The organism is Janthinobacterium breve (assembly GCF_051380895.1).
In the GTDB taxonomy this organism is placed as follows: Bacteria; Pseudomonadota; Gammaproteobacteria; order Burkholderiales; family Burkholderiaceae_D; genus Janthinobacterium.
Window position 1 is genome coordinate 106,393 of sequence record NZ_JBNYXY010000004.1, and the last position, 24,705, is coordinate 131,097.

General features: G+C 61.6%; 25 protein-coding genes and 1 riboswitch. Of the genes, 12 read left to right on the forward strand and 13 right to left on the reverse strand.

Features of this window, described 5'->3' with window-relative positions; translation table 11 throughout:
* The first annotated feature begins 110 nt into the window (after positions 1-110).
* The gene (locus tag ACQ4W0_RS08530) at positions 111-731 is read left to right on the forward strand and encodes an outer membrane protein (RefSeq protein WP_436576372.1); all 621 of its coding nucleotides are present in this window, start codon (positions 111-113) and stop codon (positions 729-731) included.
* A 67-nt stretch (positions 732-798) separates the two neighbouring features.
* On the opposite strand, the gene ACQ4W0_RS08535 is transcribed toward ACQ4W0_RS08530, so the two are convergent.
* The 8 genes from ACQ4W0_RS08535 to ACQ4W0_RS08570 all read right to left on the reverse strand — a co-directional run bounded on the left by ACQ4W0_RS08535 (position 799) and on the right by ACQ4W0_RS08570 (position 8,213).
* Positions 799-993 (reverse strand): hypothetical protein, encoded by a 195-nt coding sequence (locus tag ACQ4W0_RS08535; protein WP_436576373.1) that lies wholly within the window; start codon positions 991-993, stop codon positions 799-801.
* 18 nt (positions 994-1,011) lie between these two features.
* Positions 1,012-2,370, reverse strand: a complete 1,359-nt coding sequence (gene hslU, locus ACQ4W0_RS08540; protein ID WP_436576374.1) for an ATP-dependent protease ATPase subunit HslU — start codon at positions 2,368-2,370, stop codon at positions 1,012-1,014.
* A 42-nt stretch (positions 2,371-2,412) separates the two neighbouring features.
* Complete coding sequence (gene hslV / locus ACQ4W0_RS08545; protein ID WP_010394217.1) at positions 2,413-2,949, reverse strand: ATP-dependent protease subunit HslV; 537 nt, start codon at positions 2,947-2,949, stop codon at positions 2,413-2,415.
* Between the two features lie 210 nt (positions 2,950-3,159).
* Positions 3,160-3,612 (reverse strand): RNA polymerase-binding protein DksA, encoded by a 453-nt coding sequence (gene dksA / locus ACQ4W0_RS08550; RefSeq protein WP_034753066.1) that lies wholly within the window; start codon positions 3,610-3,612, stop codon positions 3,160-3,162.
* 481 nt (positions 3,613-4,093) lie between these two features.
* The gene (locus tag ACQ4W0_RS08555) at positions 4,094-5,182 is read right to left on the reverse strand and encodes a CobW family GTP-binding protein (RefSeq protein WP_436576375.1); all 1,089 of its coding nucleotides are present in this window, start codon (positions 5,180-5,182) and stop codon (positions 4,094-4,096) included.
* 139 nt (positions 5,183-5,321) lie between these two features.
* Positions 5,322-6,269: a tyrosine recombinase XerC gene (locus tag ACQ4W0_RS08560; protein ID WP_436576376.1), complete on the reverse strand. Its 948-nt coding sequence runs from the start codon at positions 6,267-6,269 to the stop codon at positions 5,322-5,324.
* 7 nt (positions 6,270-6,276) lie between these two features.
* Positions 6,277-6,954, reverse strand: coding sequence for a DUF484 family protein (locus ACQ4W0_RS08565; protein WP_436576377.1), 678 nt, complete (start codon positions 6,952-6,954; stop codon positions 6,277-6,279).
* A gap of 179 nt (positions 6,955-7,133) precedes the next feature.
* The gene (locus ACQ4W0_RS08570; protein ID WP_436576378.1) at positions 7,134-8,213 is read right to left on the reverse strand and encodes a porin; all 1,080 of its coding nucleotides are present in this window, start codon (positions 8,211-8,213) and stop codon (positions 7,134-7,136) included.
* A 417-nt stretch (positions 8,214-8,630) separates the two neighbouring features.
* Here ACQ4W0_RS08570 and ACQ4W0_RS08575 point away from each other — a divergent pair, with 417 nt between their 5' ends.
* Complete coding sequence (locus tag ACQ4W0_RS08575) at positions 8,631-10,133, forward strand: tetratricopeptide repeat protein (protein ID WP_436576379.1); 1,503 nt, start codon at positions 8,631-8,633, stop codon at positions 10,131-10,133.
* 23 nt (positions 10,134-10,156) lie between these two features.
* Here ACQ4W0_RS08575 and dapF read toward each other — a convergent pair whose 3' ends face one another.
* The 3 genes from dapF to ACQ4W0_RS08590 are packed head-to-tail and all read right to left on the reverse strand — an operon-like array spanning position 10,157 to position 12,773.
* Positions 10,157-11,020: a diaminopimelate epimerase gene (gene dapF / locus ACQ4W0_RS08580; protein WP_436576380.1), complete on the reverse strand. Its 864-nt coding sequence runs from the start codon at positions 11,018-11,020 to the stop codon at positions 10,157-10,159.
* Positions 11,021-11,031: 11 nt separating this feature from the next.
* Complete coding sequence (locus ACQ4W0_RS08585; RefSeq protein ID WP_436576381.1) at positions 11,032-11,907, reverse strand: LpxL/LpxP family acyltransferase; 876 nt, start codon at positions 11,905-11,907, stop codon at positions 11,032-11,034.
* Entirely contained in the window at positions 11,904-12,773 is an 870-nt protein-coding gene (locus ACQ4W0_RS08590; RefSeq protein ID WP_436576382.1) for a lysophospholipid acyltransferase family protein, read from the reverse strand. The genes ACQ4W0_RS08585 and ACQ4W0_RS08590 overlap by 4 nt, the downstream gene beginning before the upstream one ends.
* A 188-nt stretch (positions 12,774-12,961) precedes the next feature.
* Between ACQ4W0_RS08590 and metK the strand changes: the two genes are divergently transcribed.
* The 5 genes from metK (at position 12,962) to metF (ending at position 17,654) form a co-directional block, all read left to right on the forward strand.
* Positions 12,962-14,128 (forward strand): methionine adenosyltransferase, encoded by a 1,167-nt coding sequence (metK, locus tag ACQ4W0_RS08595; protein WP_436576383.1) that lies wholly within the window; start codon positions 12,962-12,964, stop codon positions 14,126-14,128.
* 143 nt (positions 14,129-14,271) lie between these two features.
* Positions 14,272-14,796 carry a hypothetical protein gene (locus ACQ4W0_RS08600; RefSeq protein WP_436576384.1) on the forward strand — a complete coding sequence of 175 codons (525 nt, stop codon included), beginning with the start codon at positions 14,272-14,274 and terminating at the stop codon, positions 14,794-14,796.
* 86 nt (positions 14,797-14,882) lie between these two features.
* A riboswitch (S-adenosyl-L-homocysteine riboswitch) is annotated at positions 14,883-14,951 on the forward strand.
* 24 nt (positions 14,952-14,975) lie between these two features.
* Positions 14,976-16,400: an adenosylhomocysteinase gene (gene ahcY, locus ACQ4W0_RS08605; protein ID WP_436576385.1), complete on the forward strand. Its 1,425-nt coding sequence runs from the start codon at positions 14,976-14,978 to the stop codon at positions 16,398-16,400.
* A gap of 80 nt (positions 16,401-16,480) precedes the next feature.
* Positions 16,481-16,837 carry a phage holin family protein gene (locus ACQ4W0_RS08610; RefSeq protein WP_099665786.1) on the forward strand — a complete coding sequence of 119 codons (357 nt, stop codon included), beginning with the start codon at positions 16,481-16,483 and terminating at the stop codon, positions 16,835-16,837.
* Positions 16,824-17,654, forward strand: a complete 831-nt coding sequence (metF, locus tag ACQ4W0_RS08615; protein ID WP_436576386.1) for a methylenetetrahydrofolate reductase [NAD(P)H] — start codon at positions 16,824-16,826, stop codon at positions 17,652-17,654. The genes ACQ4W0_RS08610 and metF overlap by 14 nt, the downstream gene beginning before the upstream one ends.
* Before the next feature lie 15 nt (positions 17,655-17,669).
* Here the strand turns inward: metF and ACQ4W0_RS08620 are convergent, their stop codons facing one another.
* A complete protein-coding gene (locus ACQ4W0_RS08620) occupies positions 17,670-18,269 on the reverse strand; it encodes a 5-formyltetrahydrofolate cyclo-ligase (RefSeq protein WP_436576387.1) in 600 nt (199 codons plus the stop codon).
* Between the two features lie 65 nt (positions 18,270-18,334).
* Here ACQ4W0_RS08620 and ACQ4W0_RS08625 point away from each other — a divergent pair, with 65 nt between their 5' ends.
* From ACQ4W0_RS08625 to ACQ4W0_RS08640, 4 genes are all read left to right on the forward strand, one after another.
* The gene (locus ACQ4W0_RS08625; RefSeq protein WP_436576388.1) at positions 18,335-20,281 is read left to right on the forward strand and encodes a lytic transglycosylase domain-containing protein; all 1,947 of its coding nucleotides are present in this window, start codon (positions 18,335-18,337) and stop codon (positions 20,279-20,281) included.
* Between the two features lie 21 nt (positions 20,282-20,302).
* Positions 20,303-21,019 (forward strand): glutathione S-transferase family protein, encoded by a 717-nt coding sequence (locus ACQ4W0_RS08630; protein ID WP_436576389.1) that lies wholly within the window; start codon positions 20,303-20,305, stop codon positions 21,017-21,019.
* Between the two features lie 13 nt (positions 21,020-21,032).
* Entirely contained in the window at positions 21,033-22,130 is a 1,098-nt protein-coding gene (locus ACQ4W0_RS08635; RefSeq protein ID WP_436576390.1) for a tRNA nucleotidyltransferase/poly(A) polymerase-related protein, read from the forward strand.
* 87 nt (positions 22,131-22,217) lie between these two features.
* The gene (locus ACQ4W0_RS08640; protein WP_436576391.1) at positions 22,218-22,922 is read left to right on the forward strand and encodes a GNAT family N-acetyltransferase; all 705 of its coding nucleotides are present in this window, start codon (positions 22,218-22,220) and stop codon (positions 22,920-22,922) included.
* On the opposite strand, the gene ACQ4W0_RS08645 is transcribed toward ACQ4W0_RS08640, so the two are convergent.
* Positions 22,914-23,438, reverse strand: coding sequence for an Lrp/AsnC family transcriptional regulator (locus ACQ4W0_RS08645; RefSeq protein WP_070220829.1), 525 nt, complete (start codon positions 23,436-23,438; stop codon positions 22,914-22,916). The genes ACQ4W0_RS08640 and ACQ4W0_RS08645 overlap by 9 nt on opposite strands.
* A gap of 125 nt (positions 23,439-23,563) precedes the next feature.
* On the opposite strand from ACQ4W0_RS08645, the gene hppD reads away from it, so the two are divergent.
* Positions 23,564-24,691 (forward strand): 4-hydroxyphenylpyruvate dioxygenase, encoded by a 1,128-nt coding sequence (gene hppD, locus ACQ4W0_RS08650; RefSeq protein ID WP_071079812.1) that lies wholly within the window; start codon positions 23,564-23,566, stop codon positions 24,689-24,691.
* Positions 24,692-24,705: the final 14 nt, after the last annotated feature.

Genomic DNA, 24,705 nt, shown 5'->3' on the forward strand with positions numbered 1-24,705 from the left:
GGCACTTTGCACAAGGTGATAGTACTTCTCGGCAAAAGAGATGACACTCCCGCTTGTGGCTCGCGCAGCGCGCTACAACCAGGCAATCCATCCACTTGTAGAGGTTATCCATGTTCCCATCTTTCCGTTTCCCCGCAGCGCTGTTGGCGCTGGCCACCATCGCTCCTCTGCACGCCGTGGCGGCCGCAGCCGAGCCTGCGCCGGGTCCCATCTACGCGGGCGCCAGCTACGGCTTTCGCGCCAATACCGGCCTCGACTGCGTGCCAGGACAAGGCGATTGCGACAAAAGCAGCAAGCGCAATGGCAAGGCCTACGTGGGCTACAGTTTCGACGCGCTGCCGTTTCAGGGCGGCGTGGCCCTGCCTTCGGTTGAGCTGGTGGGGTATCTGGGCGGAGAGGTCAAGTCCGGCTTCGACACTGGCGCCGGCAAGCGCGCCGGCCGCGGCAAGTTCACCGGCGCCGGCGTGCAGGGCGTGCTCGGCTACCAGTTCGATGCCTTCACCCTGAGCGGGCGTGCCGGCGTGGCTTACACGCAGGGCAAGGTCGATTATCTGGGCGGCGGTTCGGACAAGAAGAACAAGGCTGGCCTGATCTACGGCATCGGCGCGGCATATGCGCTGAACCAGAACTGGTCGCTGCACCTCGACTGGGATCGCGTGCCCGTGAAGTACAACGACAAGCAAACGACCAAGGTCGACATGTTTTCGCTGGGCGCATCCTACCGTTTCTAAGGGGATGCTGCTGCGGCAGAGAGTGGCCTGATGGCGGACGCCCCTGACCGGGGTGTCCGCGGGCGGCCTATTTGTCCGTTTCCACCTTCAGCAGCAATGTCGCCAGCAGGCGTTTTTCCTGCTGGCGCTGGGCAGACACGGTTTTCACGTGCGCGCCGGCGGCGCGCTGCAAGGCGGCCGTGGCGACCGGATTGCGCGGTTTTTGCGAGGGTTCGACGCGGAACTGCATTTTCTGCCGCGTCGCCAATGCCTTGTTTGCCATCGGTGTTCCCCTCCCTGACTACAGCACGTAGCGCGACAGGTCCTCGTTGACCGACAGCGCTTCCAGGCGTTCGTTGACATACGCGGCATCGATCACCAGCAGGTTTTCCGTGCTGCTGCTGCCTTCGCTGGCCGTAAACGACACTTCTTCCAGCAATTTTTCCATCACCGTGTACAGACGGCGCGCGCCAATGTTTTCCGTGCGCTCATTGACCGAATAGGCGATTTCCGCCAGGCGCGTGATGCCTTCCGGCGCAAATTGCAGCTTCAGGTTTTCCGTCGCCAGCAAGGCTTCGTACTGCATCGTCAGGCAGGCGTCGGTGCTGGTCAAAATACGCTCGAAGTCCGAGATCGACAGCGATTCCAGTTCCACGCGGATGGGGAAACGCCCCTGCAGTTCGGGAATCAGGTCCGACGGCTTAGCCAGGTGGAAGGCGCCCGAGGCAATGAACAGGATGTGGTCCGTGCGTATCATGCCGTACTTGGTGTTGACGGTCGTGCCTTCGACCAGCGGCAACAGGTCGCGCTGCACACCCGCGCGCGAGACGTCGGCGCCGCCGGACTCCGAGCGCGAAGCGATCTTGTCGATTTCATCCAGAAAGACGATGCCGTTCTGCTCGACGTTCTGGATGGCCTTCTGTTTGAGCTCATCTTCGTTGACCAGCTTGGCCGCTTCTTCCTCGACCAGCAGTTTCAATGCTTCGCGGATCTTGACCTTGCGCGCCTTCTTGCGCTGCCCGCCCACGCCCGAGAACATGGACTTGATCTGCTCCGTCATTTCTTCCATGCCCGGCGGCGCCATGATTTCCATCTGCGGGCTCGCCTCGGCCAGCTCGATTTCGATTTCCTTGTCATCGAGCTCGCCCTGGCGCAATCGCTTGCGGAAGGTCTGGCGCGTGCTGTCGCCGCTGCCGCTGCCGCTGTCCACGGCCGCCGGCGTATTCGGCGTGAAGCCGAAGTCGCGTGCCGGCGGCACGAGGATGTCGATGACGCGGTCTTCCGCCGCATCTTCGGCGCGTGCGCGCACTTTCTTCATTTCCAGCGCGCGTGTCTGCTTGATGCCGATGTCGATCAGGTCGCGGATGATGGTGTCGACGTCGCGCCCCACATAGCCCACTTCCGTGAACTTGGTCGCTTCGATCTTGATGAACGGCGCCTCGGCCAGCTTGGCCAGGCGGCGCGCGATTTCCGTCTTGCCGACGCCCGTGGGGCCGATCATGAGGATATTCTTGGGCGTGATTTCATGGCGCAGTGGCTCGGCCACCTGCTGGCGGCGCCAGCGGTTGCGCAGGGCGATGGCGACGGCGCGCTTGGCCTTGGCCTGGCCCACCACGTGCTTGTCGAGTTCGGTGACGATTTCCGACGGAGTCATGTTCATGATCATAATGGCTTTCTATTCTTTGCTCAGGCGCGCTTGGACTTAGTCCAAGGTCTCGATGATGTGGGACATATTCGTATAGATGCACAGCTCGGCGGCGATGGTCAGCGATTTCTTGACCACTTCGGCCGGCGACAAGTCCGTGTTTTCCTGCAGCGCCTTGGCGGCCGACTGGGCATAGGTGCCGCCCGAGCCGATCGCGCCGATGCCGTCTTCCGGTTCCAGCACATCGCCATTGCCCGTGATGACCAGGGTCGACTCGCTGTCGGCCACCAGCAGCATCGCTTCCAGGCGGCGCAGCACGCGGTCGGTGCGCCAGTCCTTGGCCAGTTCGACGGAGGCACGCAGCAGATTGCCCTGGTGCTTTTCCAGCTTGCCTTCAAAACGGTCGAGCAGGGTAAAGGCGTCGGCCGTGCCGCCGGCAAAGCCGACCAGGACCTTGCCCTGATACAACTTACGCACCTTGCGGGCCGTACCCTTCATGACGATGTTGCCCAAAGTTACCTGGCCATCGCCGCCCAGGGCGACTTGCTTGCCGCGCCGGACGCAGAGGATGGTGGTGCCGTGAAATTGTTCCATAGTGACCTCAAAAGATTCGTGCCGATGCGTGCAGCGTCGTGTGCCTGCGCGCCCATGGCTCAAAAGTGGGGATGGAAAAGGCAATTGCAAGCGGCAGTGCCTGCTTCAGTGTAGTCGGCGCAGGACGAAAAAAAAGCACGCAACGCAGGTTGTGTGCTTTTTTTTCGTCCTTGCGGAGCCACCGGAGCGGCCACGCAAGGGGAGGGGCGATCAGTCGCCGTACAGCTTTTGCTTCAGTTCGCGCCGTTGCTGAGCTTCCAGCGACAGGGTGGCGGTGGGACGGGCGATCAGGCGCGGGATGCCGATAGGCTCGCCCGTTTCTTCGCACCAGCCATAGTCGCCGGCGTCGATGCTGGCGATCGATTGCTGCACTTTCTTCAGCAATTTGCGTTCGCGGTCGCGCGTGCGCAGTTCCAGCGCATGCTCTTCCTCGATGGTGGCGCGGTCGGCAGGGTCCGGGACCAGCACGGTTTCACGCAAGTGTTCCGTGGTTTCGCCGGCGTTTTTCAGCAGGTCTTTCTCGAGCTGCTGCAGGCGCGCCTTGAAGAATGCCAGTTGTGCCGGATTCATGTAGTCATCTTCGCTCATGGCGCGAATTTGGTCTTCGCTGATGAGAGGGATGTCTTGGTTGGCGGCCGGGGTCGATTTATTAGTTTTGGTCATAACTTCGCTTACCTTCGATACGACAGAGTTTTCAAATTGATCAGTTGATGCGGCGATACCGAGCAACTGTACAGGTTCCGCTTGGCATTGCTGTCCCGCTGTACTGCTTGCGACCTTGGCTTGCCGGCGAAAGCCAGGATTACCGGCAGGCTATGGTGCCATGTTGATAACTTTTTACCGCTCTATGCCAGTCGCGCTATGCGCGCGACAACGGGCGTGTTGGGTGGATCGCTTGCATGCCTGGCATGTGGCCAGCGGCAGTTTGCCAGCATTTCATGACAGGCCAACGACATGGGCCGTTTTCGTCGCTGATTTTGGCACGCTTTGCCTTATATTGCCATCCCGATTTGTTGCCTAGCCGATCAGAGACGGCTACTTGTTGGTTTATACCAGCAAGATGGGTGTCGGACAGCGGGAAAGCGTGCTTAACTTTCCCTTTTGTTTCTGCTTTGCAACGGACAATTGGCAAAACCCGGCTAGTTTATACCAAACATTGTTCGAGTCCGCGAATAAAAATGTCTTTTGGTAGATTCTTGCCAATAAACACCATTTTGCTGCCGCGCACTTCATTCTCGCCCCATTTGGCACCCAGGTCGCTGCCCATCAACTGGTGCACGCCCTGGAATACCACCTTGCGTTCGGCACCCTGCATCAGCAGCACGCCTTTGTAGCGCAGCATGCGCGGGCCATACACTTGCACCAGGCCGCCGAGGAACTCGTCAAGCTTGGCGCTGTCGAATGGTTGCGTGCTCTTGAAAACAAAAGCGGCGATATCGTCGCTGTGTTGCGCATGGTGGTGGTCGGTGTGACCACAATCGGTGGCGCAAGCATCGCTGTGTTCGTGTGCGTGCTTGTGGCCGTGCTCACCTGCGTGCTCATGCGCATGGTCATGATCATGCACATGCGCCGTTTCGGTGGCCAGGAAATTCGGGTCCAGTTCCAGCTTTTCATTCAGGTTGAAGCCGCGGATGTCGAGTACGTCGGCCAGCGGCGCGCGGCCGAAATCGACCTTGGCGATAGGCGCGCGGGGATTGATGCGCTTCAGGCGGCGCGTCAGCGTGGCCACGTCCTCTTCACTGACGAGGTCGGTTTTCGACAGCAGCAGCTTGTCGGCAAAGCCCACTTGCCGCTGGGCTTCCTCGTATTCGTCGAGTTGCTTCATGGCATGGCGGGCATCGACCACCGTGATAATGGCATCGAGCATGTAGTGGCTGCCCACTTCTTCATCGACAAAGAAGGTTTGCGCCACGGGGCCGGGATTGGCCAGGCCCGTCGTTTCGATGACGACGCGGTCAAACGCCAGCAGGCCGGCGTCGCGCTTGCGCGCCAGTTCCGTCAGGCCCACGATCAGGTCGCCGCGCACGGTGCAGCAGATGCAGCCGTTGTTCATCTCGATGATGTGTTCGTTGCTATCTTGTACCAGGATTTCATTGTCGATGTTTTCCTGGCCAAACTCGTTTTCGATCACGGCGATGCGCATGCCATGGTCTTCCTGCAGTATGCGGTTGAGCAAGGTGGTTTTGCCTGCGCCCAGGAAACCGGTGAGGATGGTGGTTGGAATCAGTGCCATGAGAGATGCCTATGCTGTAATCGATGGTGCCACCGCGCAAGCGGAAGAATGCGGACGATTATGCCGGAATTTTGCAAATGCTTGCAAATGTGCGCCTATCCGCTTGATATGGATCAGGCTGCTCAACGGGTGCGGCTACCTACTTGAGCTTGGCGCGCGGGTGCGCCTGGTCATACACGTGCGCCAGATGCTGGAAATCGAGGGCCGTGTAGACCTGGGTCGAGGTGATGCTGGAATGACCGAGCATTTCCTGCACGGCGCGCAAGTCGCCCGACGATTGCAGCACATGCGAGGCAAACGAGTGGCGCAGCACGTGCGGGTGCACGTTCGCGGGAATGTCGGCGGCCAGCGCATGCGCCTTCAGGCGCAGCTGCAATACGCGCGGCGAGATGCGCGTGTTGCGCGTGCTTAAAAACAAGGCAGCGCTGCCATCCCTGGCAGGTGGGCGCACGGCCAGCCAGCTGGCCAGCGCGACGAGGGCTGCCTTGCCGACGGGCACCTTGCGCATCTTGCTACCCTTGCCCGTGACGATGACTTCGAAGCTGGCCATGTCAAGCCAGCCCAGCGAGGCGGGCTGGCCGCCCTCGGCCTTGCAGTAATGGGTGTCCAGGCTGGTCAGTTCGGAGACGCGCAAACCGCTCGAATACAACAGCTCGAACATGGCGCGGTTGCACAATTGCTCCGGCTCGGCGCTACCTTGCTGGTGTTGCGCGGGCGCCACGAGTCGCACGGCATCGTCCACTGACAGGGCTTTTGGTAACGTTTTGGCCCGCTTGGGCGCGCGGATGCCGTCGACAGGGTTGGCGTCGAGCTTGGTCTCGCCACTGAGCCAGTTGAAAAAGCCCCGCCACGACGACAGCTTGCGGGCGATCGAACGCGGGTCGAGGCCGCCGCTGTGCAGCTTGGCCGTGTAGCGGCGTATTTCGTTGTGCGCGAGGGCGGTCCAGGGCGTATTGCCGCTCAGTTCCAGCAAGGCGCGCAGGTCGCGCCCGTAGGCGTCCAGCGTATGCGGCGACAGCTTGCGCTGCGTGGCCAGCTGCGCCAGGTAGCTGGCCAGCCATTCGGCCTTGCCGCGCGCCTCGCCCATGGCTGACTCAGGCAGGCGAGCCGGCGCGCAGCGCGGCCAGGGCGGCGCTGGCCGTGGCGCCGATGTGCACGAGGAAGTCCGTGCCCATGCTGGAGGTAAAGCGTTCGCTGTCGGGCGAGCCGAGCACCAGCAAGCCGAACGTGCCCGTGGTGCCGGGCGCGCGCAGGGCGATCATGACGGTCGATTCGATTTTATCCGCCTGCAGCCAGTGCACGGCTTCGAAATCGCGGTTGCTGCCGCAGTACGGCGCTTGCAGGCTGTTGGCGAACATGCGCACGTCGGCCGTGACATCTTCCGTGAACCAGCCGCTGGCGTGTTCAGGCAGCACTTGCCACAGGCGCAGGCTGACATAGGGCACGTCAAAATTGCTTTGCAATGCATCGACCAGCACGCGCGGCATGGCCGCATCGCTGCGCACTTGCAGCATGGCCTGGTTCCAGCCGTGGAACTTGCTGGCGATGTCGCCATTTTCCTCGGCCAGGCGGCTCAGCTTGGACATGCGCAGTTCCAGCGCCTTGTATTTGTCACGCATCACTTCCATCTGCCGCTCCTGCAGCGAGATGGTGCGTCCCGTCAGCGGGCTGCTCAGCTTGACCTCACCGAGCAGCGCGGTATGCTCTTCGAAGAAAGTCGGATGCTCGCTCAGGTACTGGGCGACGGTGCTGGAATCGAGTGTGGCGGTCATTGAGAATGTCTGTCAGTGAAGGATGAACACTTCATTCTAACCGAGAGTGCGCCGGCATAGGCGCAAAGGGCAGGGCGCCGGTGCATTTTCCGCGCGCGCATGAAAAAAGCGGCATGGTTGCCCATGCCGCTTTGCAATCCTTGCTCAGCAATCACCCGCGAAGGGTGACGTGCGGGGCATTAGAAGTTGTGGTGTACGCCCAGGCCGATGTAATTGACCGAGGTGGTGTTGTTGTAGTTGGTGGCGCTGGCCGATTTCTTGTTCGAAATATCTGCGTACAGGTAGGTACGCTTCGACAGATTGTAGTCGTAGCCCAGCGATGCTTGCTTGGTCTTGGCGACGCCATCCGGCGTTTTCTGACCGTAACCAGCGCGGATCTTGCCTGGGCCGACGTCATAGTTCGCGCCCAGCACCCACGATTTGGTGTCGGTGTTGACGATTTTAAAATTGCCGTCATCCTGATGCTGGTACGTTGCCATCAGTTTCAATTCTGCGATCGGATTGAACGATGCGCCGACCGACCACAGCTTGGCTTGCAGGCCGTTACGCTCGTAGGCGCCCATGGCGGCGAACTGCGCGTAGTTGTACGTTACCGATACCGAGTACGGGTTCGATGCTGGCACCACATTGGCTGGCACGGCGAAGTTGCCGGTGGCATTCGTCGTCAGGTTGCGCACGGAGGCTGCAACGAGGGCGTTGTTGTTCGCTTCCTTGGCGGCCACGGTGGCGTTGAACTGGAAGCCGCTGATCACTGGCGAGTTGTAGAACACGGCGTTCGAGAAGCGGTTTTTCGAGTTGCCTGGCGCGCTCAGCGGATCGCTGCTATAGGCGGCCACGGTCAGGTCGGTCTGGAAACCGGCTGGCGTAGGCATGCCCGACCATGGTTCGAAACCGGTGCTCGTTTCCTGGAAAGCGGTCAGGCCACGGCCCAGGCGTACGGTACCGAAGTCGCCTTGCAGGCCGACGCGGCTTTGACCCTGGAACAGGGGACGCGAATTGGCGCCCGAGGTGTTTTCGATGGTGCCGGTGTCGGATTCATAGCGAATTTCCAGTTGGAAAATAGCTTTCAAGCCATTGCCCAGATCTTCCGTGCCCTTGAAACCCAGTTTGTTGTTGTCGCGTTTGGTGACGGCGGTGGTCGAACCAGTCGCTTTACCCAGGCCTGCATCGATCGTGCCGTAGATTTGGACGGACGACTGCGCTTGTGCGGTTGCGGCAAAGGCGCCGAAGAGTGCGAGGGCAACGAGTGATTTTTTCATGTCTTATTCCCTATTAAAAGTGAGTTCCGTCCGAGATCCGAGCAGATTGAAATGCGCTAACTGCCGCGTTTCGATGAATGAACCTTAATTCGTCGGCGCGCAAGACGTGCGGGATTGGTCAAATGTGCGTGAAAAGATTGGTGAAAAGCGTCATAAATCCATGGCCCTGTTGTATTTTTGTAACGCGCGGTTTCTGCCAATCCTGCGCCGATGGCCAGCGTTCTCCCATCGCCACGGTGGCGGCGCCTTGCCATCTTGGCGTGTTCTGGCCCGGAGGTTGTTGCGTTGAATCAAGTTCTTAAGCCGGCTTTGGCGGATTTATGACACAAGGACGTTACACTAAGGGAGACGGCCTGCACTGATGGGCCCGGAGACGACGCACTATTATTAGAATCATTGACTCAATATCGAGAATCGATGGCAAATCGCGAAACATTAGGATTGATCAAGGGCGCACGTGCCGGCGATGTGGCTTGCCAGCTGGCGTTGGGGCGGCTGTATCTGTTCGGACAGGGTGTGCCGCAGAGCTTGCCGACCGCCTTGCACTGGCTGGCGCGGGCGGCCCAGGAAGATAGCCAGGAAGCATGCTTGCTGATTGGTACGCACGTGCCTTTCGAAGTGGCGCAACCGGCAGCCAGGACGCTGATTCCGTATTACGCGCAGGCGTTCGATGCGGGCCTGGTGCAGGCGGGCCTGGTGCTGGCGCAACTGGTGCTGGGCAACGCCGCCAGCAGTTGTGAAACTTTGCGCGCCAAGGCGCGCGTGGCGCTGGACGCCGCCGTGCGCGCCGGCTTGCCCGATGCGCAATGGTTATTATCCATGCAAGAAGGATCGTCCGCAGCCTGCGTGCCCGATAGCAGCCTTGTTGCCGAGCATGCCCTCGATGGGGATACGCCGCTGCATGCCGGACTGGAGCAGGCCTGGAGCCAGGGCGACCATGCCGGATTCCTGTCGCAAGGCTTGCCGCTGGCGCGCGAGCTGTTACAGCGCCAGGCGGCGGCCGGTGCGCGTGCCATCACCCTCGACGCGCAGCAGGTGCTGTTGCTGTCGCGTTGCGCCCAGGCACTGGCGCCTGGCGGCGATGCCGAGGGTTGGCAGTGTTGCGAGCTGGCCGCGCATGGCGGCGACCGCACGGCGCAGCTGGAACTGGGGCTTGGCTATGCGCGCATGGATGCGCATGGCCAGCGGCTGGCTACGCGCAACGGCGCGGCCAATTTCAAGCGGGCCGTGCGCTGGCTGACGCAGGCGGGCGAACAGGGCTTGGCCGAAGCCTGGTTCGTGCTGTCGCGCATCTATACAAAACCGGAATTTTCCCAGCGCAATGTGGTCGAAGCCCATGCCTGCCTGGAACGTGCCGCCGACCTGGGGCATGGCCCGGCTCAGCTCGAGTGCGGCATGCATGCCTGGCGCAATCGCCGCGATGGGGTCAACAACGATGTGCGTGCTGCCTATTGGCTGCTGCAGGCGCAGGCGCAGGGCAGCAGTGAAGCGGAGGCGGCGCTGGCGAAGATTGCGCCGCACGGCGAGTCCGGCGACTGGGGCCAGTGCGCCGCGTTGCACGCCGACGGGCACCTGCGCCAGCTGGGCCAGAGCCACCCTTTGCTGGCGGCGCGGCTGGAGCTGGCGCGCCGCTTTCATCTGTCGCGTGCCGAGGCGCTGCTGCTCGATCTGCATGCGGCCGATCAGGGGCATTGTTTGTTGATCGATATCAGCGCCACGCATGGCCGCGGCAAGCGGCGCCTGGTATTGGTCCGCACGGCGCAGGAGCGCCAGCTGCTAGATCAGGTGGTGCGTCTGTTCGAACGCGTCGATTGCGGCGTAACGGGGCCGGAAGGCAATTACCGGCAACGCCTGTACCGCCTGAAATGCTACCTGGCCGAGCTCGGTGTAGCGCAGGAACAGCAGTTCCTGGCGGCATGATGTGAAACGGCTTGCCGCGTTGATTACAGTTCGATCGTGCCTTCGAACACGGTCACGGCCGGGCCCGTCATCAGGACCGGATGGCCCGGGCCTTGCCAGGCGATCGAGAGTTCTCCGCCACGCGCGCTGATGCGCACGGGCGAGTCGAGCCGGCCGCGCAGGATGCCGGCCACGGCGGCGGCGCAGGCGCCCGTGCCGCAAGCGAGCGTTTCGCCCGCGCCCCGTTCATACACGCGCAGTTTCACGTGATGGCGGTCGATGATCTGCAGGTAGCCGGCGTTGACGCGGCGGGGAAAGCGCGGATGGTGCTCGATCAGCGGGCCCGATTGTTCCAGGTCTTGCGCGTCGACATCCTCGACCACTTGCACGGCATGCGGGTTGCCCATCGACACGACCGATACCAGCACGGGGGCCGTCTGGCCCGGCAGCGCCAGGTCCAGCGGCCACAGGGTGTCGTTGCTTTCCGCTACACCGTCCAGGCCAGCCGCATCGAACGGCACCAGCGCGGGTTCCAGCACGGGCGCCCCCATGTCCACCGTGATGCTGCCATCGATCTCCAGGCGCGGCGCAATGATGCCGGCCATGGTTTCCACGCGGATGCTGGTCTTGCTTGACAAGCCTTTTTCGCTGACGAACTTGACGAAGGCGCGCGCGCCGTTGCCGCATTGTTCGACTTCGCCGCCATCGTTGTTATAGATGCGGTAGCGGAAGTCGCAGCCGGGCAGGCGCGGCTTTTCCACCACCAGGATCTGGTCGGCGCCGATGCCGAAACGGCGGTCGGCCAGACGCTGCCACTGGGCCGGCGTGAAGTCTATATCTTGATTGATGGCATCGATGACGATGAAGTCATTGCCGGCGCCATGCATCTTGGTAAATTGGAGTTTCATGTTCTGCCGTATCACTTGTGCTGGTTATAGAACGAGGCTTCGCCTTCCGGACGCGTCTTGAAGCGTTTATGGGTCCAGAAATATTCGGCCGGCGCTTCGCGCACGCGTTCTTCGATGAATTCGTTCATGCGGCGCGTGGCGGCCGTGATGTCGTCGCCCGGATAATCGTCCCAGGCCGGGTAATAGGTCACTTTCCAGCCCTGGTAATTGGGCAGGAAGGTGGCGATGACGGGAATCACCTGCGCCTTGGCTGCCAGCGCCAGGCGCGCCGTGGCCGTCAGGGTGGCGGCGGGCACGCCGAAGAAGGGCACGAATTCCGCATCCTTCTCGCCGAAATCCATGTCAGGCAGCATGAAATAGGGCAAGCCGTCGCGCAGCGCGCGCAGAATCGTCTTGATGCCGTCCTGACGCGTAAACAGCTTGGGCGGCTTGAAGCGCGAACGGCCATTGCGCAGGGCCTGGTCGAAGGCGGCGCTCTTTTGCTGCACATACATGGACGAGGCGGAAATTTCCATGGCCGTGGCGGCGCCGGCCACGTCGAGGCAGACAAAGTGCGGACACAGCAAGATGGTGGGCTTGGCCGCGATCTGCTGGCCCGGGAAGGCGGGCACCTTCTTGATCAGGCGGTTCAGGCGTTCTTCCGACGACCACCACAGGATGCTGCGCTCCCACACGCTGCGCGAATACGCCTGGAAGTGCTGGCGCGCCAGGGCCACGCGTTGCTGTTCCGTCAATTCCGGCATGCACAGGCGCAGATTTGTCAGGGCGATCTTGCGTCGCGTGGGCATGGCGATGAACAGCACGCTGCCGACGGCCACGCCGAAGCGGCCGAGGATGGGCAAGGGCAGCCAGTGCAGCAGCCACATGAAGGCGATCAGCAGTCTCATGCCTGCTCCTTGGCGGCATCCGGCGTCGCTGGCGTGGGCGGCGGCGCGCCGCGCGGCACCTTGTAGCGATTGTAGCTCCACAGGTATTGCGCGGGGCTGCGCGCGATCAATTGTTCCATGGCGGCATTGATGGTGCGCGCCTGCTCCGCCGAGGTGCTGGCTAGCGACTCGGTGAACGGCACGAAATGCACGACATAGCCGCGCCCGCCCGGCAGGCGCTCGGCGTAGGTGATGATGACTTCGGCGCCGCCCATCTGCGCCAGCTTGGCCGGCAGGGTCATGGTGTAGGCGGGACGGCCGAAGAAATCGGCCCACACGCCTTCGCCCTCTTGCGGCACCTGGTCTGGCAGCAGGCCGATGGGCTGGCCTTTTTTCAGGCATTTGGCAAAGATGCGCACGCCCGACATGTTGGCCGGCGCCAGCATCAGGTTTTCGCGCGCGCGCGCCCCTTCGATCAGCGGTTTCAGGGCGGCGCGCTTGGGCGGGCGGTACATCACGGTGAGCGGCGTGCGCAGGGCGATTTGCTGGGCGACGATTTCAAAGCAGCCCAGGTGTGGCGTCAGGAAGACGATGCCGCGGCCATGCTGCAAGGCTTTTTCCACCAGCTCCCAGTTTTCCACCGTCGCGTGGCGCGCCACGCGCTCGGGCGGCGCGCACCAGATGAAGGGCAGTTCCAGCACGCTTTTGCCCGCTTCGGCCACGGCCGTGTGCAAGTGTTGCGAAAAGCCCGCACCCTGCATGTTCTCGCGCATGCGGCGCCGGTAGGACGGGGAAATGGCGTAAATCACCCAGCCGAGCGCAGCGCCCAGGCCATGCAGGACGGGCAGGGGAAAGATCGATAAGAAGCGGAAAATTGGGACTAACATGTATAAGCTGTTTCCAGGAATGGCGGGTTGCTGTGCCAAAATTTTTTAAGAAGCGTAAAATACCACGTATGCAGTAACCGCTGAGTTAATAGACAACTTGCGAAGCGGAATATAAATATCGCTAAAGCGTCGCAGGCAAAATCCTCTTTACTGCGACAGAACATTCACATAGTAATCAGGAGCTTGCAATGTCAAACGACTATCTCTTCACTTCCGAATCCGTTTCGGAAGGCCATCCCGACAAGGTTGCCGATCAAATTTCCGACGCCATCCTTGACGCCATCCTGACCCAGGATCCGACCGCCCGCGTGGCTGCCGAAACCCTGTGCAACACGGGTCTGGTGGTGCTGGCTGGCGAGATTACCACTTACGCCAATGTGGATTATATTCAAGTTGCGCGCGAAACCATCAAACGCATCGGCTACGACAATACGGAATACGGCATCGACTACAAAGGTTGCGCCGTGCTGGTGGCCTATGACAAGCAGTCGCCGGACATCGCGCAAGGCGTCGATGAAGGTGCGGGGATTGACCTGGATCAAGGCGCTGGCGATCAAGGCTTGATGTTCGGCTACGCCTGCGATGAGACGGCCGAGCTGATGCCTGCCGCCATCCACTACGCGCACCGCCTGGTCGAGCGCCAGTCGCAGCTGCGCAAGGATGGCCGTTTGCCATGGCTGCGTCCGGATGCCAAATCGCAAGTGACCCTGCGCTACGTCGATGGCCGTCCCGTCGGCGTGCACACGGTCGTGCTGTCGACCCAGCATGCGCCGGAAATCTCGCATTCGCAGATCGAAGAAGCCGTCATCGAAGAAATCATTAAGCCCATCCTGCCGCGCGAATGGCTGACGGAGACCAAATTCCTCGTCAACCCGACGGGCCGTTTCGTCATTGGCGGTCCGCAAGGCGATTGCGGCTTGACCGGGCGCAAGATCATCGTCGACACCTACGGTGGCGCAGCCCCGCACGGCGGCGGCGCGTTCTCGGGCAAGGACCCATCGAAAGTCGACCGTTCGGCGGCCTACGCAGCCCGTTACGTGGCGAAAAACATCGTCGCCGCCGGCCTGGCGCGCCAATGCCAGGTGCAGGTCAGCTACGCCATCGGCGTGGCCAAGCCGATCAACATCACCGTCTACACGGAAGGCACGGGCGTGATTCCTGACGCGGAAATCGCCAAGCTGGTGCTGGCGCACTTCGACCTGCGTCCAAAAGGCATCGTGCAAATGCTCGACCTGCTGCGCCCGATTTACCAGAAGAGCGCCGCCTACGGCCACTTCGGCCGCGAAGAGCCGGAATTCACGTGGGAGCGCACCGACAAGGTCGCCCTGCTGCGCGACGCTGCCGGCCTGAAATAATCTAGTCCGCTTGCAAGAAAAGCGCCCCGGCCATCTGGCTGCGGGCGCTTTTTTCATGGGTGCGCACGCGACGGCGCGTAGCGAACGGCGTTGCCGTACGGATACGCTACAATTTATTGCAAATAAACTAACTGGAGAATTCCATGACCTTGTTGCACGCACGCTCGCTGGTGCTTGTTCTGCTGGCCACATGGGGTCTGTCCGCTGTCGCGGCCGCGCCAGTCACGGCGCCGGCCACGCTGACGGTGGGGCAATGGCTGGACAAGGCAGAAGGGGGCGATGGCCATGCCGTGCTGATCCTGGCGGCGGCCGGCAAATTTGTTTTCCCCGATGGCTCGCTGGCAACGCCGGTGCAGATCAGGCCCGAACTCACCGAGTTGATGGGGCAAATGTCGGCACGCCAGGCCTTGCATGTGCTCACCATTTATGCGGACAGTGGTTTTCTCGCCACGGATCCCGATGCCTGGCGCTCGAATACCAAGCCCGATCCCGTGCTCACCTGCAAATGGGCCATGCGCGCCGCGAATTACCCGACCGACGGCAGCAAGGCTGATAAAGACATGGTGCCGATCCTGCGCGACCTGGCCGATGAAATAGCGCGGCGCCTGGACGCTGACGAGCGCGCCAGTTGTCTCAGCCAGGGCAAGAACTGGCCGCGCAAACCGTAGGGCGCCAGCGCGCGTCGCGGGCTTGCCAGGCGGCCGGCCCGCTTGACTAATGGTTGCCGCAGGCGCAAGGCCAATGTTATGATGCGGGGTCCGAGGAGCGTTGCGACGAAGAAATTCGCCAGGCTCGGAATATCCTGCAACTGCGCTCACGTACCTTTTTCAACTGAAAGGAGGGCGTGATGAACGCCGTACTCAAATCGCAACACGACTACACCATCGCCGATATCACTCTGGCCGCATGGGGCGACAAAGAAATCAAGATTGCTGAAACGGAAATGCCTGGCCTGATGGCCATCCGCGAGGAATTCGCGGCTGCGCAGCCCCTGAAAGGCGCGCGCATCACCGGTTCCATCCACATGACCATCCAGACCGCCGTGCTGATCCACACCCTGGAAGCACTGGGTGCGCAAGTGCGTTGGGCATCGTGCAACATTTACTCCACGCAAGATCACGCTGCTGCCGCCATCGCTGCCGCCGGCACGCCTGTCTTCGCCGTCAAGGGCGAATCGCTGGATGACTACTGGGAATACACGCACCGCATCTTCGAATGGCCGAACGTGGATGGCAAGGCTGTCTACTCGAACATGATCCTCGACGATGGCGGCGATGCTACCTTGCTGCTGCACCTGGGCGTGCGCGCGGAAGCCGATCTGTCGGTGCTGGCCAACCCGGGTTCGGAAGAAGAAATCTGCCTGTTCAATTCGATCAAGAAACACTTGCTGGCCGACCCGACCTGGTACTCGAAGCGTCTGCCGGAAATCCTCGGCGTGACGGAAGAAACCACCACCGGCGTGCACCGTTTGTATCAAATGCACAAGGAAGGCAAGCTGGCTTTCCCGGCGATCAACGTGAACGATTCCGTCACGAAATCGAAATTCGACAACCTGTATGGCTGCCGTGAGTCGCTGGTCGACGGCATCAAGCGCGCCACCGATGTGATGATTGCCGGTAAAGTGGCCGTTATCGCCGGTTACGGTGACGTCGGCAAGGGTTCGGCCCAAGCCATGCGTGCCCTGTCGGCGCAAGTATGGGTGACGGAAGTCGATCCGATCTGCGCACTGCAGGCGGCGATGGAAGGCTACCGCGTGGTGACCATGGATTACGCCTGCGAACACGGCGACATCTTCGTGACCTGCACGGGCAACTATCATATCCTCACGCACGATCACCTGACGCGCATGAAAGACCAGGCCATCGTCTGCAACATTGGTCACTTTGACAATGAAATCGATGTCGCTTCGTTGAAACAATACGAGTGGGAAAACATCAAGCCGCAAGTCGACCACATCATCTTCCCGTCGGGCCGCCGCATCATCCTGCTGGCCGAAGGCCGCCTGGTCAACCTCGGTTGCGGCACGGGCCACCCGTCGTACGTGATGAGCTCGTCGTTCGCCAACCAGACGATCGCCCAGATCGAGCTGTACGCGAACACGGCCAACTACCCGGTCGGCGTGTACACCTTGCCAAAACACCTGGACGAAAAAGTCGCCCGTTTGCAACTCAAAAAGTTGAATGCGCAGCTGACGGAACTGACGCAAGAGCAAGCCGACTACATCGGCGTGCGCACGGAAGGTCCATACAAACCCGAACATTACCGTTATTAATCGGTAGTCCGGGCTGTAATTCACCCTCTGAGGGCCGGCGCTTGCCGCCGGCCTGACCCTACTTTTGACAGGCTAGAGAAATGCGCTTGCTACTGATTTGGTTTATCAATGCGGCAGCCCTGTTTGCCGTCCCTTATTTGATGCACTCGGTGACGATGAGCAGCGGCTGGACCGCGCTGCTGGCCGCTGCCGTGCTGGGACTGGTCAATGCGCTGATCCGTCCCTTGCTGATCCTGTTGACCCTGCCCGTGACGTTTTTGTCGCTGGGCCTGTTCATCCTGATCATCAACGGCTTCATGTTCTGGCTGGTGGCGCAAATGATAGCCGGTTTCCATGTCGCCAGTTTCTGGTCTGCCGTGGGTGGTGCCATTTTGTACAGCATCATTTCCTGGGCCTTGTCGACCTTACTTTTGAGTAATGACGATGGAAAAGCATAATTTCAGTATTGAGTTTTTCCCGCCGAAAACCCCGGAAGGGGCGGAAAAGCTGCGCGCCACGCGTGTCAAGTTGTCTGAATTGCATCCGAAGTATTTCTCGGTGACGTTCGGCGCCGGCGGCACCACGCAGCAGGGTACCCTGGACACCGTGCGCGAGATTCTGGCGGCCGGCGAACAAGCCGCGCCCCATCTGTCTTGCGTCGGCGGTTCGCGCGCATCGATCCGCGCCGTGCTGGCAGACTTCAAGGCGGCCGGCGTGAGCCGTATCGTGGCCTTGCGGGGCGACTTGCCCAGCGGCTACGGCGCCTCGGGCGAGTTCCGCTACGCCAACGAGCTGGTGGAGTTCATCCGCGCCGAGACGGGCGACCATTTCCATATCGAAGTGGCTGCCTATCCGGAAGTGCATCCGCAAGCGCGTTCGCCGCAGGACGACCTGAACGCGTTTGCGCGCAAGGTGCAGGCCGGCGCCGATGCGGCCATCACCCAGTACTTCTACAATGCCGACGCGTATTTCCAGTTTGTCGAGCAGACGCAGAAGATGGGCATCAACGTGCCTATCGTGGCCGGCATCATGCCGATCACGAATTACACGCAGTTGATGCGCTTTTCGGACATGTGCGGCGCGGAAATTCCACGCTGGGTGCGTCTGAAACTGGCCAGCTTCGGCGACGACAGCGCGTCCATCAAGGCCTTTGGCCTGGACGTGGTGACGGGCCTGTGCGAGCGTTTGCTGGAAGGCGGCGCGCCAGGCTTGCATTTCTATAGCATGAACCAGGCGGCGCCCACCACCGCACTGTGGCAGCGCCTGGTCAAATAATCGCCGTCTGATTCGTCAGAAAAAGTCGCCCTCGGTCATGATGTGATCGAGGGCGATGTCGTATTCGCCGTTGGGAAAGCTGGCCGCCAGGCAGGCATAGGCGATGCCCAGGGTGCGCGGACGCGGCGTGGCCGCCAGCGTGCGGTCGTAATAGCCGCCGCCATAGCCGAGACGAAAACGTTCCATATTGAATCCCAGGCAGGGCACCAGCAGGGTGGCGGGCGCCGGGCGCAGGCGCAGCTGGGCCGGCACGGCCACGCCCATGCCATCCTTGACCATCGCTACACCGGGCGTCCAGTCGCTGAACGCCAGCGGTGCATGCTTTTCCAGCACCACCGGCAGGCACAGGGCCACGCCGCGCGCGGCCAGCTGCACATACGCGCCGTGCAAGTCCGGTTCGCCATGCAGGGGCCAGTACACGCCCAGTTCTCCGATATTTTCCTGCGCGCACCAGTCCAGCAGGCGCTGCGCGATGGCCGCATCCCACCCTGCGCGGGTGCTCTCGGGCAGGGCGCGGCGGGCCGCCAGCAGGGTCTTGCGCAAGCCGGCCTTGTCCTGTGGCGCAATGGGTGGCCGTGTAGCCGGATCGCATGTTATTCTAGGGTCGCTATTCATATCACCATCAAGTTAAGATTGAGAGTCGTACATTGATTTCCCCACTGAAATGGATTGCCGGCACGATGCTGTGTGTTGCATCGGCCTTGTCGCCCCTGGCCGCCCTGGCCCAGGTATCCGCCACCGTCTCTCCTGCCGCACCCGACACGCGCAGCGAGGACGATGCCTTCCTGCTGCTGCGCGACGCCGCGCGCAAGGATGACGCCGAAAAAGCCGACTTTTATGCGGGGCGCCTGACGAATTACCAGATTCCATCGTATGTTGACTATTATCGGCTGAAACCGCGCATCAAACAGTTGACCGAGGCGCAATTTCGCGATTACCTGAACCGCTACAAGGGCAGCGCCATCGCCGACCGTTTCCGCAATGACTGGCTGCTGGAGCTGGGCCGCAAGCGCGACTGGGTCGTGTTTGACGAGCAATATCCGCAATTCGCCCTCGATGACGACACCCAGCTCAAGTGCTACGCGCTGATGTCGCGCGCGGCCAAGGGTCAGAACGTGGCGCCCGAAGCGCGCAACCTTCTGGTGTCGCCGCCCGGTTATGGCGAAGCGTGCGGCAGCCTGATCGCCGTCTTGGCGCAAAACGGCCAGTTTGACACGAACGACCTGTGGGCGCAGATCCGCCTGGCGGGCCAGACGAATGCCACGGGCCCGGCGCGCCGCATCGCGCTGCTACTGGACGCGTCCGACACGAAGATGGCGCAAGCGATCGACTTGCCGGCGCTGATGTTGGCCAAGGGGCCGGGGCCCAGCCGCGCGGACCACGAAATGTACCTGGTGGCCATCGGCCGCATGGCGAAAAGCACCCTGAAACTGGGCGTGGTGGCGCTGCAAAAGGCCAGCGGACAGCTGACGCCGCAGGAGCAAGCCATCGGCTGGGCCAACCTGGCCCTGCAGGCATCGTATTCGCTGGCGCCGGAAGCGTTTGAATATTGGCAAAAAACCAATGGCGCGCCATTGACCCAGGAGCAGATGCAATGGAAGGCGCGTATCGCCTTGCGCGAAGGCAACTGGCCCGTGGTGAAGTCGTCCATCCAGGCCATGCCGGCCTCGCTACGCACGGACCCCACCTGGGTCTACTGGCTGGCGCGCGCGCAGCAGGCGGAAACGCCGGGCCGCCCGAACGCGCAAGCCGACACCCTGTATCGCACGATTTCCGAGCAGTCGAATTTCTATGGCTTGCTGGCCAATGAAGAGCTGGGCAACCATCTGGTGCTGCCGCCGCCGGGCCAGCCCGTCACGCCGACGGAAATTGCCGCCATGGCCGCCAATCCGGGCTTGCAGCGCGCCTTGAAATTTTTCAACATGCGTTTGCGCTTCGAAGGCACGCGCGAGTGGAACTGGGAATTGCGCTCGATGACGGACAGGCAACATCTGGCGGCTGCAGAATTTGCACGCCAGAACAATGTGCTCGACCGCATGGTCAACACCTCGGACCGCACGCGCCTGGAAGTGGACTATACGCAACGCTATCCGACGCCGCACGACGACGTCATGCACCCGGCCACGCAAACCCTGGGCCTGGACAAAGCCTGGGTGTATGGCCTGATCCGCCAGGAATCGCGCTTCATCATGGATGCGCAATCGCATGTGGGCGCCTCCGGCCTGATGCAGGTGATGCCATCGACGGCCCGCTACGTGGCCAAGAAGATCGGTCTCACCGATTTCGTCACGGAAACGTTGAGCGATGTGCGCACCAACGTCTTGCTGGGCACCAATTACCTGAACATGGTGCTGGGCGGCCTCGATGGTTCGCAAGTGCTGGCCAGCGCCGCCTACAACGCGGGGCCGGGGCGCTTGCGCATCTGGCGTGCCACCATGACGCGTCCGCTGGAAGGCGCCGTCTTCGCCGAAACGATACCGTACACGGAAACGCGCGGCTACGTGAAAAACGTGATGGCCAACGCCACCTATTACGCAGCCCTGTTCGAGAAGCGCCCGCAGTCGCTGAAGGCGCGCCTGGGTACCGTGGGACCGAAAAATAGCGCCATCGCGGCCGATTTGCCGTAATCCAATACTTGATACCCGACCATGCAAACCACCATCCTTGACCCCAGCCTGACGCAAACCCTGGCCGCCGCGCGCGAGCCTGGCCTGACCCTCATCATCGGCAACAAGAATTACTCATCGTGGTCGATGCGCCCGTGGGTAGCCATGACAGCGTTCGGCATCCCGTTCCAGGAAGTGCGCGTCTTGCTCGACCAGAGCGACACGGCAAGCAAAATCGCCGAATATTCGGCCTGCGGCCGCGTGCCTGTGTTGCTGGCGGGCGAGATGACGATCTGGGACAGCCTGGCCATCTGCGAATATCTGGCCGAGCAGTTTCCTGACAAGCACCTGTGGCCGCAAGACGTGGCCGCGCGCGCCATGGCGCGCTGTGTCAGCGCGGAAATGCATTCCGGCTTTGCCGGCTTGCGCACGGATATGTCGATGAATATCAAGGCAAAGTTGCCGGGCCGTGGCCGCACGGCCGCCGCGCAGGCCGACATTGGCCGCATCAGCGAAATCTGGGAAGAGTGCTTGTCGCGCTTTGGCCACCACCAGTTCCTGTTTGGCGACTTTTCCATCGCCGACGCGTATTTCGCCCCCGTCGTCATGCGTTTCCGCACGTATGGCGTGTCGCTGGCGCCTGCCCTGAACGCGTATTGCGAGCGCGTGCAGGCGCACCCGGCCGTGGCGCGCTGGATCACGGAAGCACTGGCGGAGACGGAAGTCGCTGCCAAGCACGACGCGGAACTCCCTGATTAAAGAGAAGTTCACCATGAAGATTTACACGGTCGGTGGCGCGGTGCGCGACCAACTGCTGGGCTTGCCCGTGAAAGACCACGACCACGTCGTCGTCGGCGCCACGCCGGAAGACATGCTGCGCCAAGGTTTTCGCCCCGTCGGCAAGGATTTCCCCGTCTTCCTGCATCCGAAGACGCAGGAAGAATATGCCTTGGCCCGCACGGAGCGCAAGACGGCGCCCGGCTACCGGGGCTTTGTCTTCCACACGGCGCCTGATGTCACCTTAGAAGACGACTTGGTGCGGCGCGATCTCACCATCAACGCTATCGCGCAAGCCGCGGATGGCACCTTGACCGACCCGTTCGGCGGCATCGGGGATATTCGCAACAAAATCTTCCGTCACGTCTCCGACGCGTTCGGCGAAGACCCCGTGCGCATCTTGCGCCTGGCCCGTTTTGCCGCCCGTTTTCATACTTTCACTGTCGCGCCCGCCACCATGGCGTTGATGCGCCAGATGGTGCTGGACGGCGAAGTCGACGCCCTGGTGGCCGAGCGCGTGTGGCAGGAAGTGGCAAAGGGCTTGATGGAAAGCCACCCTTCGCGCATGTTGACGGTGCTGGACGAGTGCGGCGCGCTGGCGCGCATCATGGGGGAAATTCAGCTGACCGAACGCTTGCTGCAGGTCATCGACCATGCCGCCGCGCAAGGCCTTGACTTGCCCGTGCGCTTCGCCGCCCTGATGTTGCATGTGGGCAAGGATGCCATCGAGCAGCTGAGCGAGCGCCTGCGCGTGCCCAACGAGTGCCGCGAACTGGCCGTCATGGCGGCGCGCGAGCTGGACAATATCAACGGCGCGCTGGACTTGAGCGCCGAAGCCGTGGTTGGCCTGTGCGAACGCTGCGACGGTTTGCGCAAGCCGCAGCGCTTTGCGCAACTGTTGCAAGCGGTGGCGTGCGATGGGCTGGTCGCGGGCGACTTTGCGCCGGCGGCACGGCTGCAGGGCGGGCTGGACGCGGCGCGCGCCGTCAATGCAGGGGCGCTGGCGCAAGGTTGCGCGGAGCCGAAACGCATCCCCGAAGTCATCTATGCGGCGCGGGTGGCCGCCGTGCAAGCATTCCTGGCCCAGGCTTGAATGGCGGGAATAGGCTACAATGGCGCCACAATGTTGCACTGCACAATATCGGCCTGACGTGCCGCAGCACCGCCCCCAGGAGTCGTCGTGACCTTACCCAAGCTGTTTCAAAATCCGTTTCGCCGCTGGCTCAGTCGTAGCGGCGGCGGGCGCCCGACCGTGCTGGTCAAGCAGTTGCATGAGCGCGACCGGCGCCGCATGATGAAGCATTTTCTGTCGCTGGAGAAAAGCGACCGTTTGCTGCGTTTCGGCAGCACCTTGCCCGATGAACTGGTGGCGCAGTACGTGCAGAAGATGGATTTCTCGCGCGACATGATTTATGGCGTCTACAACAGCTTGTTCAAGCTGGTGGGCGTGGGGCATCTGGCGTTCGCGCCGAAAGACAAGTCGCCGGCGAAAAGTATCGTCACGGACAAGGAGCAGGTGGCCGAGTTTGGCGTATCCGTGTCGAAATCCATGCGCGGCATGGGCGTCGGTTCGAAACTGTTCGAGCGGGCGGCGATACACTGCCGTAACAACGATGTCGATACCCTGTACATGCATTGTCTGTCGTCAAACAAGACGATGATGCATATCGCCAAGAAGGCGGGCATGGAAATTCAGCGCGACTATGGCGAAGCCGATGCCTATTTGAAACTATTGCCACCGAACCCGAGCAGCATGTTGCAGGAAGCCGTGCAGGAGCAGTTCGCCATGTTCGACTACACGTTCAAGGCGAACGCGCGCGCCGCATTCAAACTGTGGGATCGTTTGCCAGGGCGCAAGAAGAAGCCCGAGCCGCCATCACAATAAGGGCAGGGCCGTCGTATCCTTGATGCGCTGCAAGGCAAAGCTCGATTTGACGTCCAGCACCGCCGGGTGGCGCAGCAGGGTCGCCATCATGAAGCGCGAAAAATGCTCCATGTCTTCCACGTGCACGCGCAGCAGATAATCCATTTCGCCCGTCATCGCATAGCAAGCCACCACTTCCGGCCAATGCGCCACGGCCACGGCAAAGTCGGCGCGCGGCGAGGTATTCGTCACCAGGTTGGGCGCCAGCACGCGCGCCGTGCTGTGCGCAGTGGCGTCGCTGTGCTTTTCCAGCCGCACATTCACATAGGCCAGCAAGCCCAGGCCGATCTTTTCCGGGTCCAGCAGGGCCACGTACTGGCGGATCACGCCCGCTTCTTCCAGCCGTTTGACGCGGCGCAAGCATGGCGACGGTGACAGGCTGACCTGTTCGGCCACGTCCTGATTCGACAGGCGGCCATCGGCCTGCAGGACGGCGAGGATCTTGCGGTCCGTTTTATCCAGCGTAATTTTGCTCATGCTTCCTCCGGTGGCTCTCGTTTCACGCAATATTATTGCGCAAATCATGATTGTTCGGGAGATCTTTGGCATTTAATGCCCGTGACCCACGCCTATACTGTGCGCTACTTCTTGGAGGAGACATCATGCAATTTCAGCCTTGGGATAACCCGATGGGTACCGATGGTTTCGAGTTCGTCGAGTATGCAGCACCAGACCCAAAAGCATTGGGCAAGCTGTTCGAGAACATGGGCTTCACGGCCATCGCGCGCCACCGCCACAAGGATGTGACCCTGTACCGTCAGGGCGACATCAATTTCATCATCAATGCCGAACAAGATTCGTTCGCGCAGCGTTTTGCCCGCCACCACGGCCCATCCGTGTGCGCCATCGCCATCCGCGTCGACGACGCAGCCTTTGTGTACCGCCGCGCGCTGGAACTGGGCGCCTGGGGTTTCGACAATAAAACGGGCCCGATGGAGCTGAATATCCCCGCCATCAAGGGCGTGGGCGATTCGCTGCTGTATTTTGTCGACCGCTGGCGCGGCAAGGGTGCCGACAAGGAAGGTGCGGCGGCACCGGGCGGCATTGGCGACATCAGCATCTATGACGTCGACTTCGTCGCCATTCCCGGCGCCGTCGCCAACCCGGTCGGCCATGGCCTGACCTATATCGACCACCTGACGCACAATGTGCACCGTGGCCGCATGAAGGAATGGGCGAGCTTTTATGAAAGCCTGTTCAACTTCCGCGAAGTGCGCTATTTCGACATCGAAGGCAAGCTGACGGGCCTCAAATCGAAAGCCATGACTTCGCCCTGCGGCAAGATCCGCATCCCGATCAATGAATCGTCGGACGACAAGTCGCAGATCGCCGAATACCTGGACCAGTACCATGGCGAAGGCATCCAGCATATCGCCCTGGGCACGGACAATATCTACGCGTCCGTGCAAGGCATGCGCGATACGGGTATCGATTTCCAGGACACGATTGAAACCTACTATGAGCTGGTCAACCGCCGCCTGCCGAACCACGGTGAGCAGCTGGAAGAACTGCGCCGCCTGCGTATCCTGATCGATGGCCACAGCACGGAAACGGAACGCGAACTGTTGCTGCAGATCTTCACGCAGACGGTGATTGGCCCGATTTTCTTCGAGATCATCCAGCGCAAGGGCGACCAGGGCTTCGGCGAAGGCAATTTCCGCGCCCTGTTCGAATCGATCGAGCTGGACCAGATCAAGCGCGGCGTGCTGAAAGATACGAATGCGGCGTAATGTTGCTTTGTAAC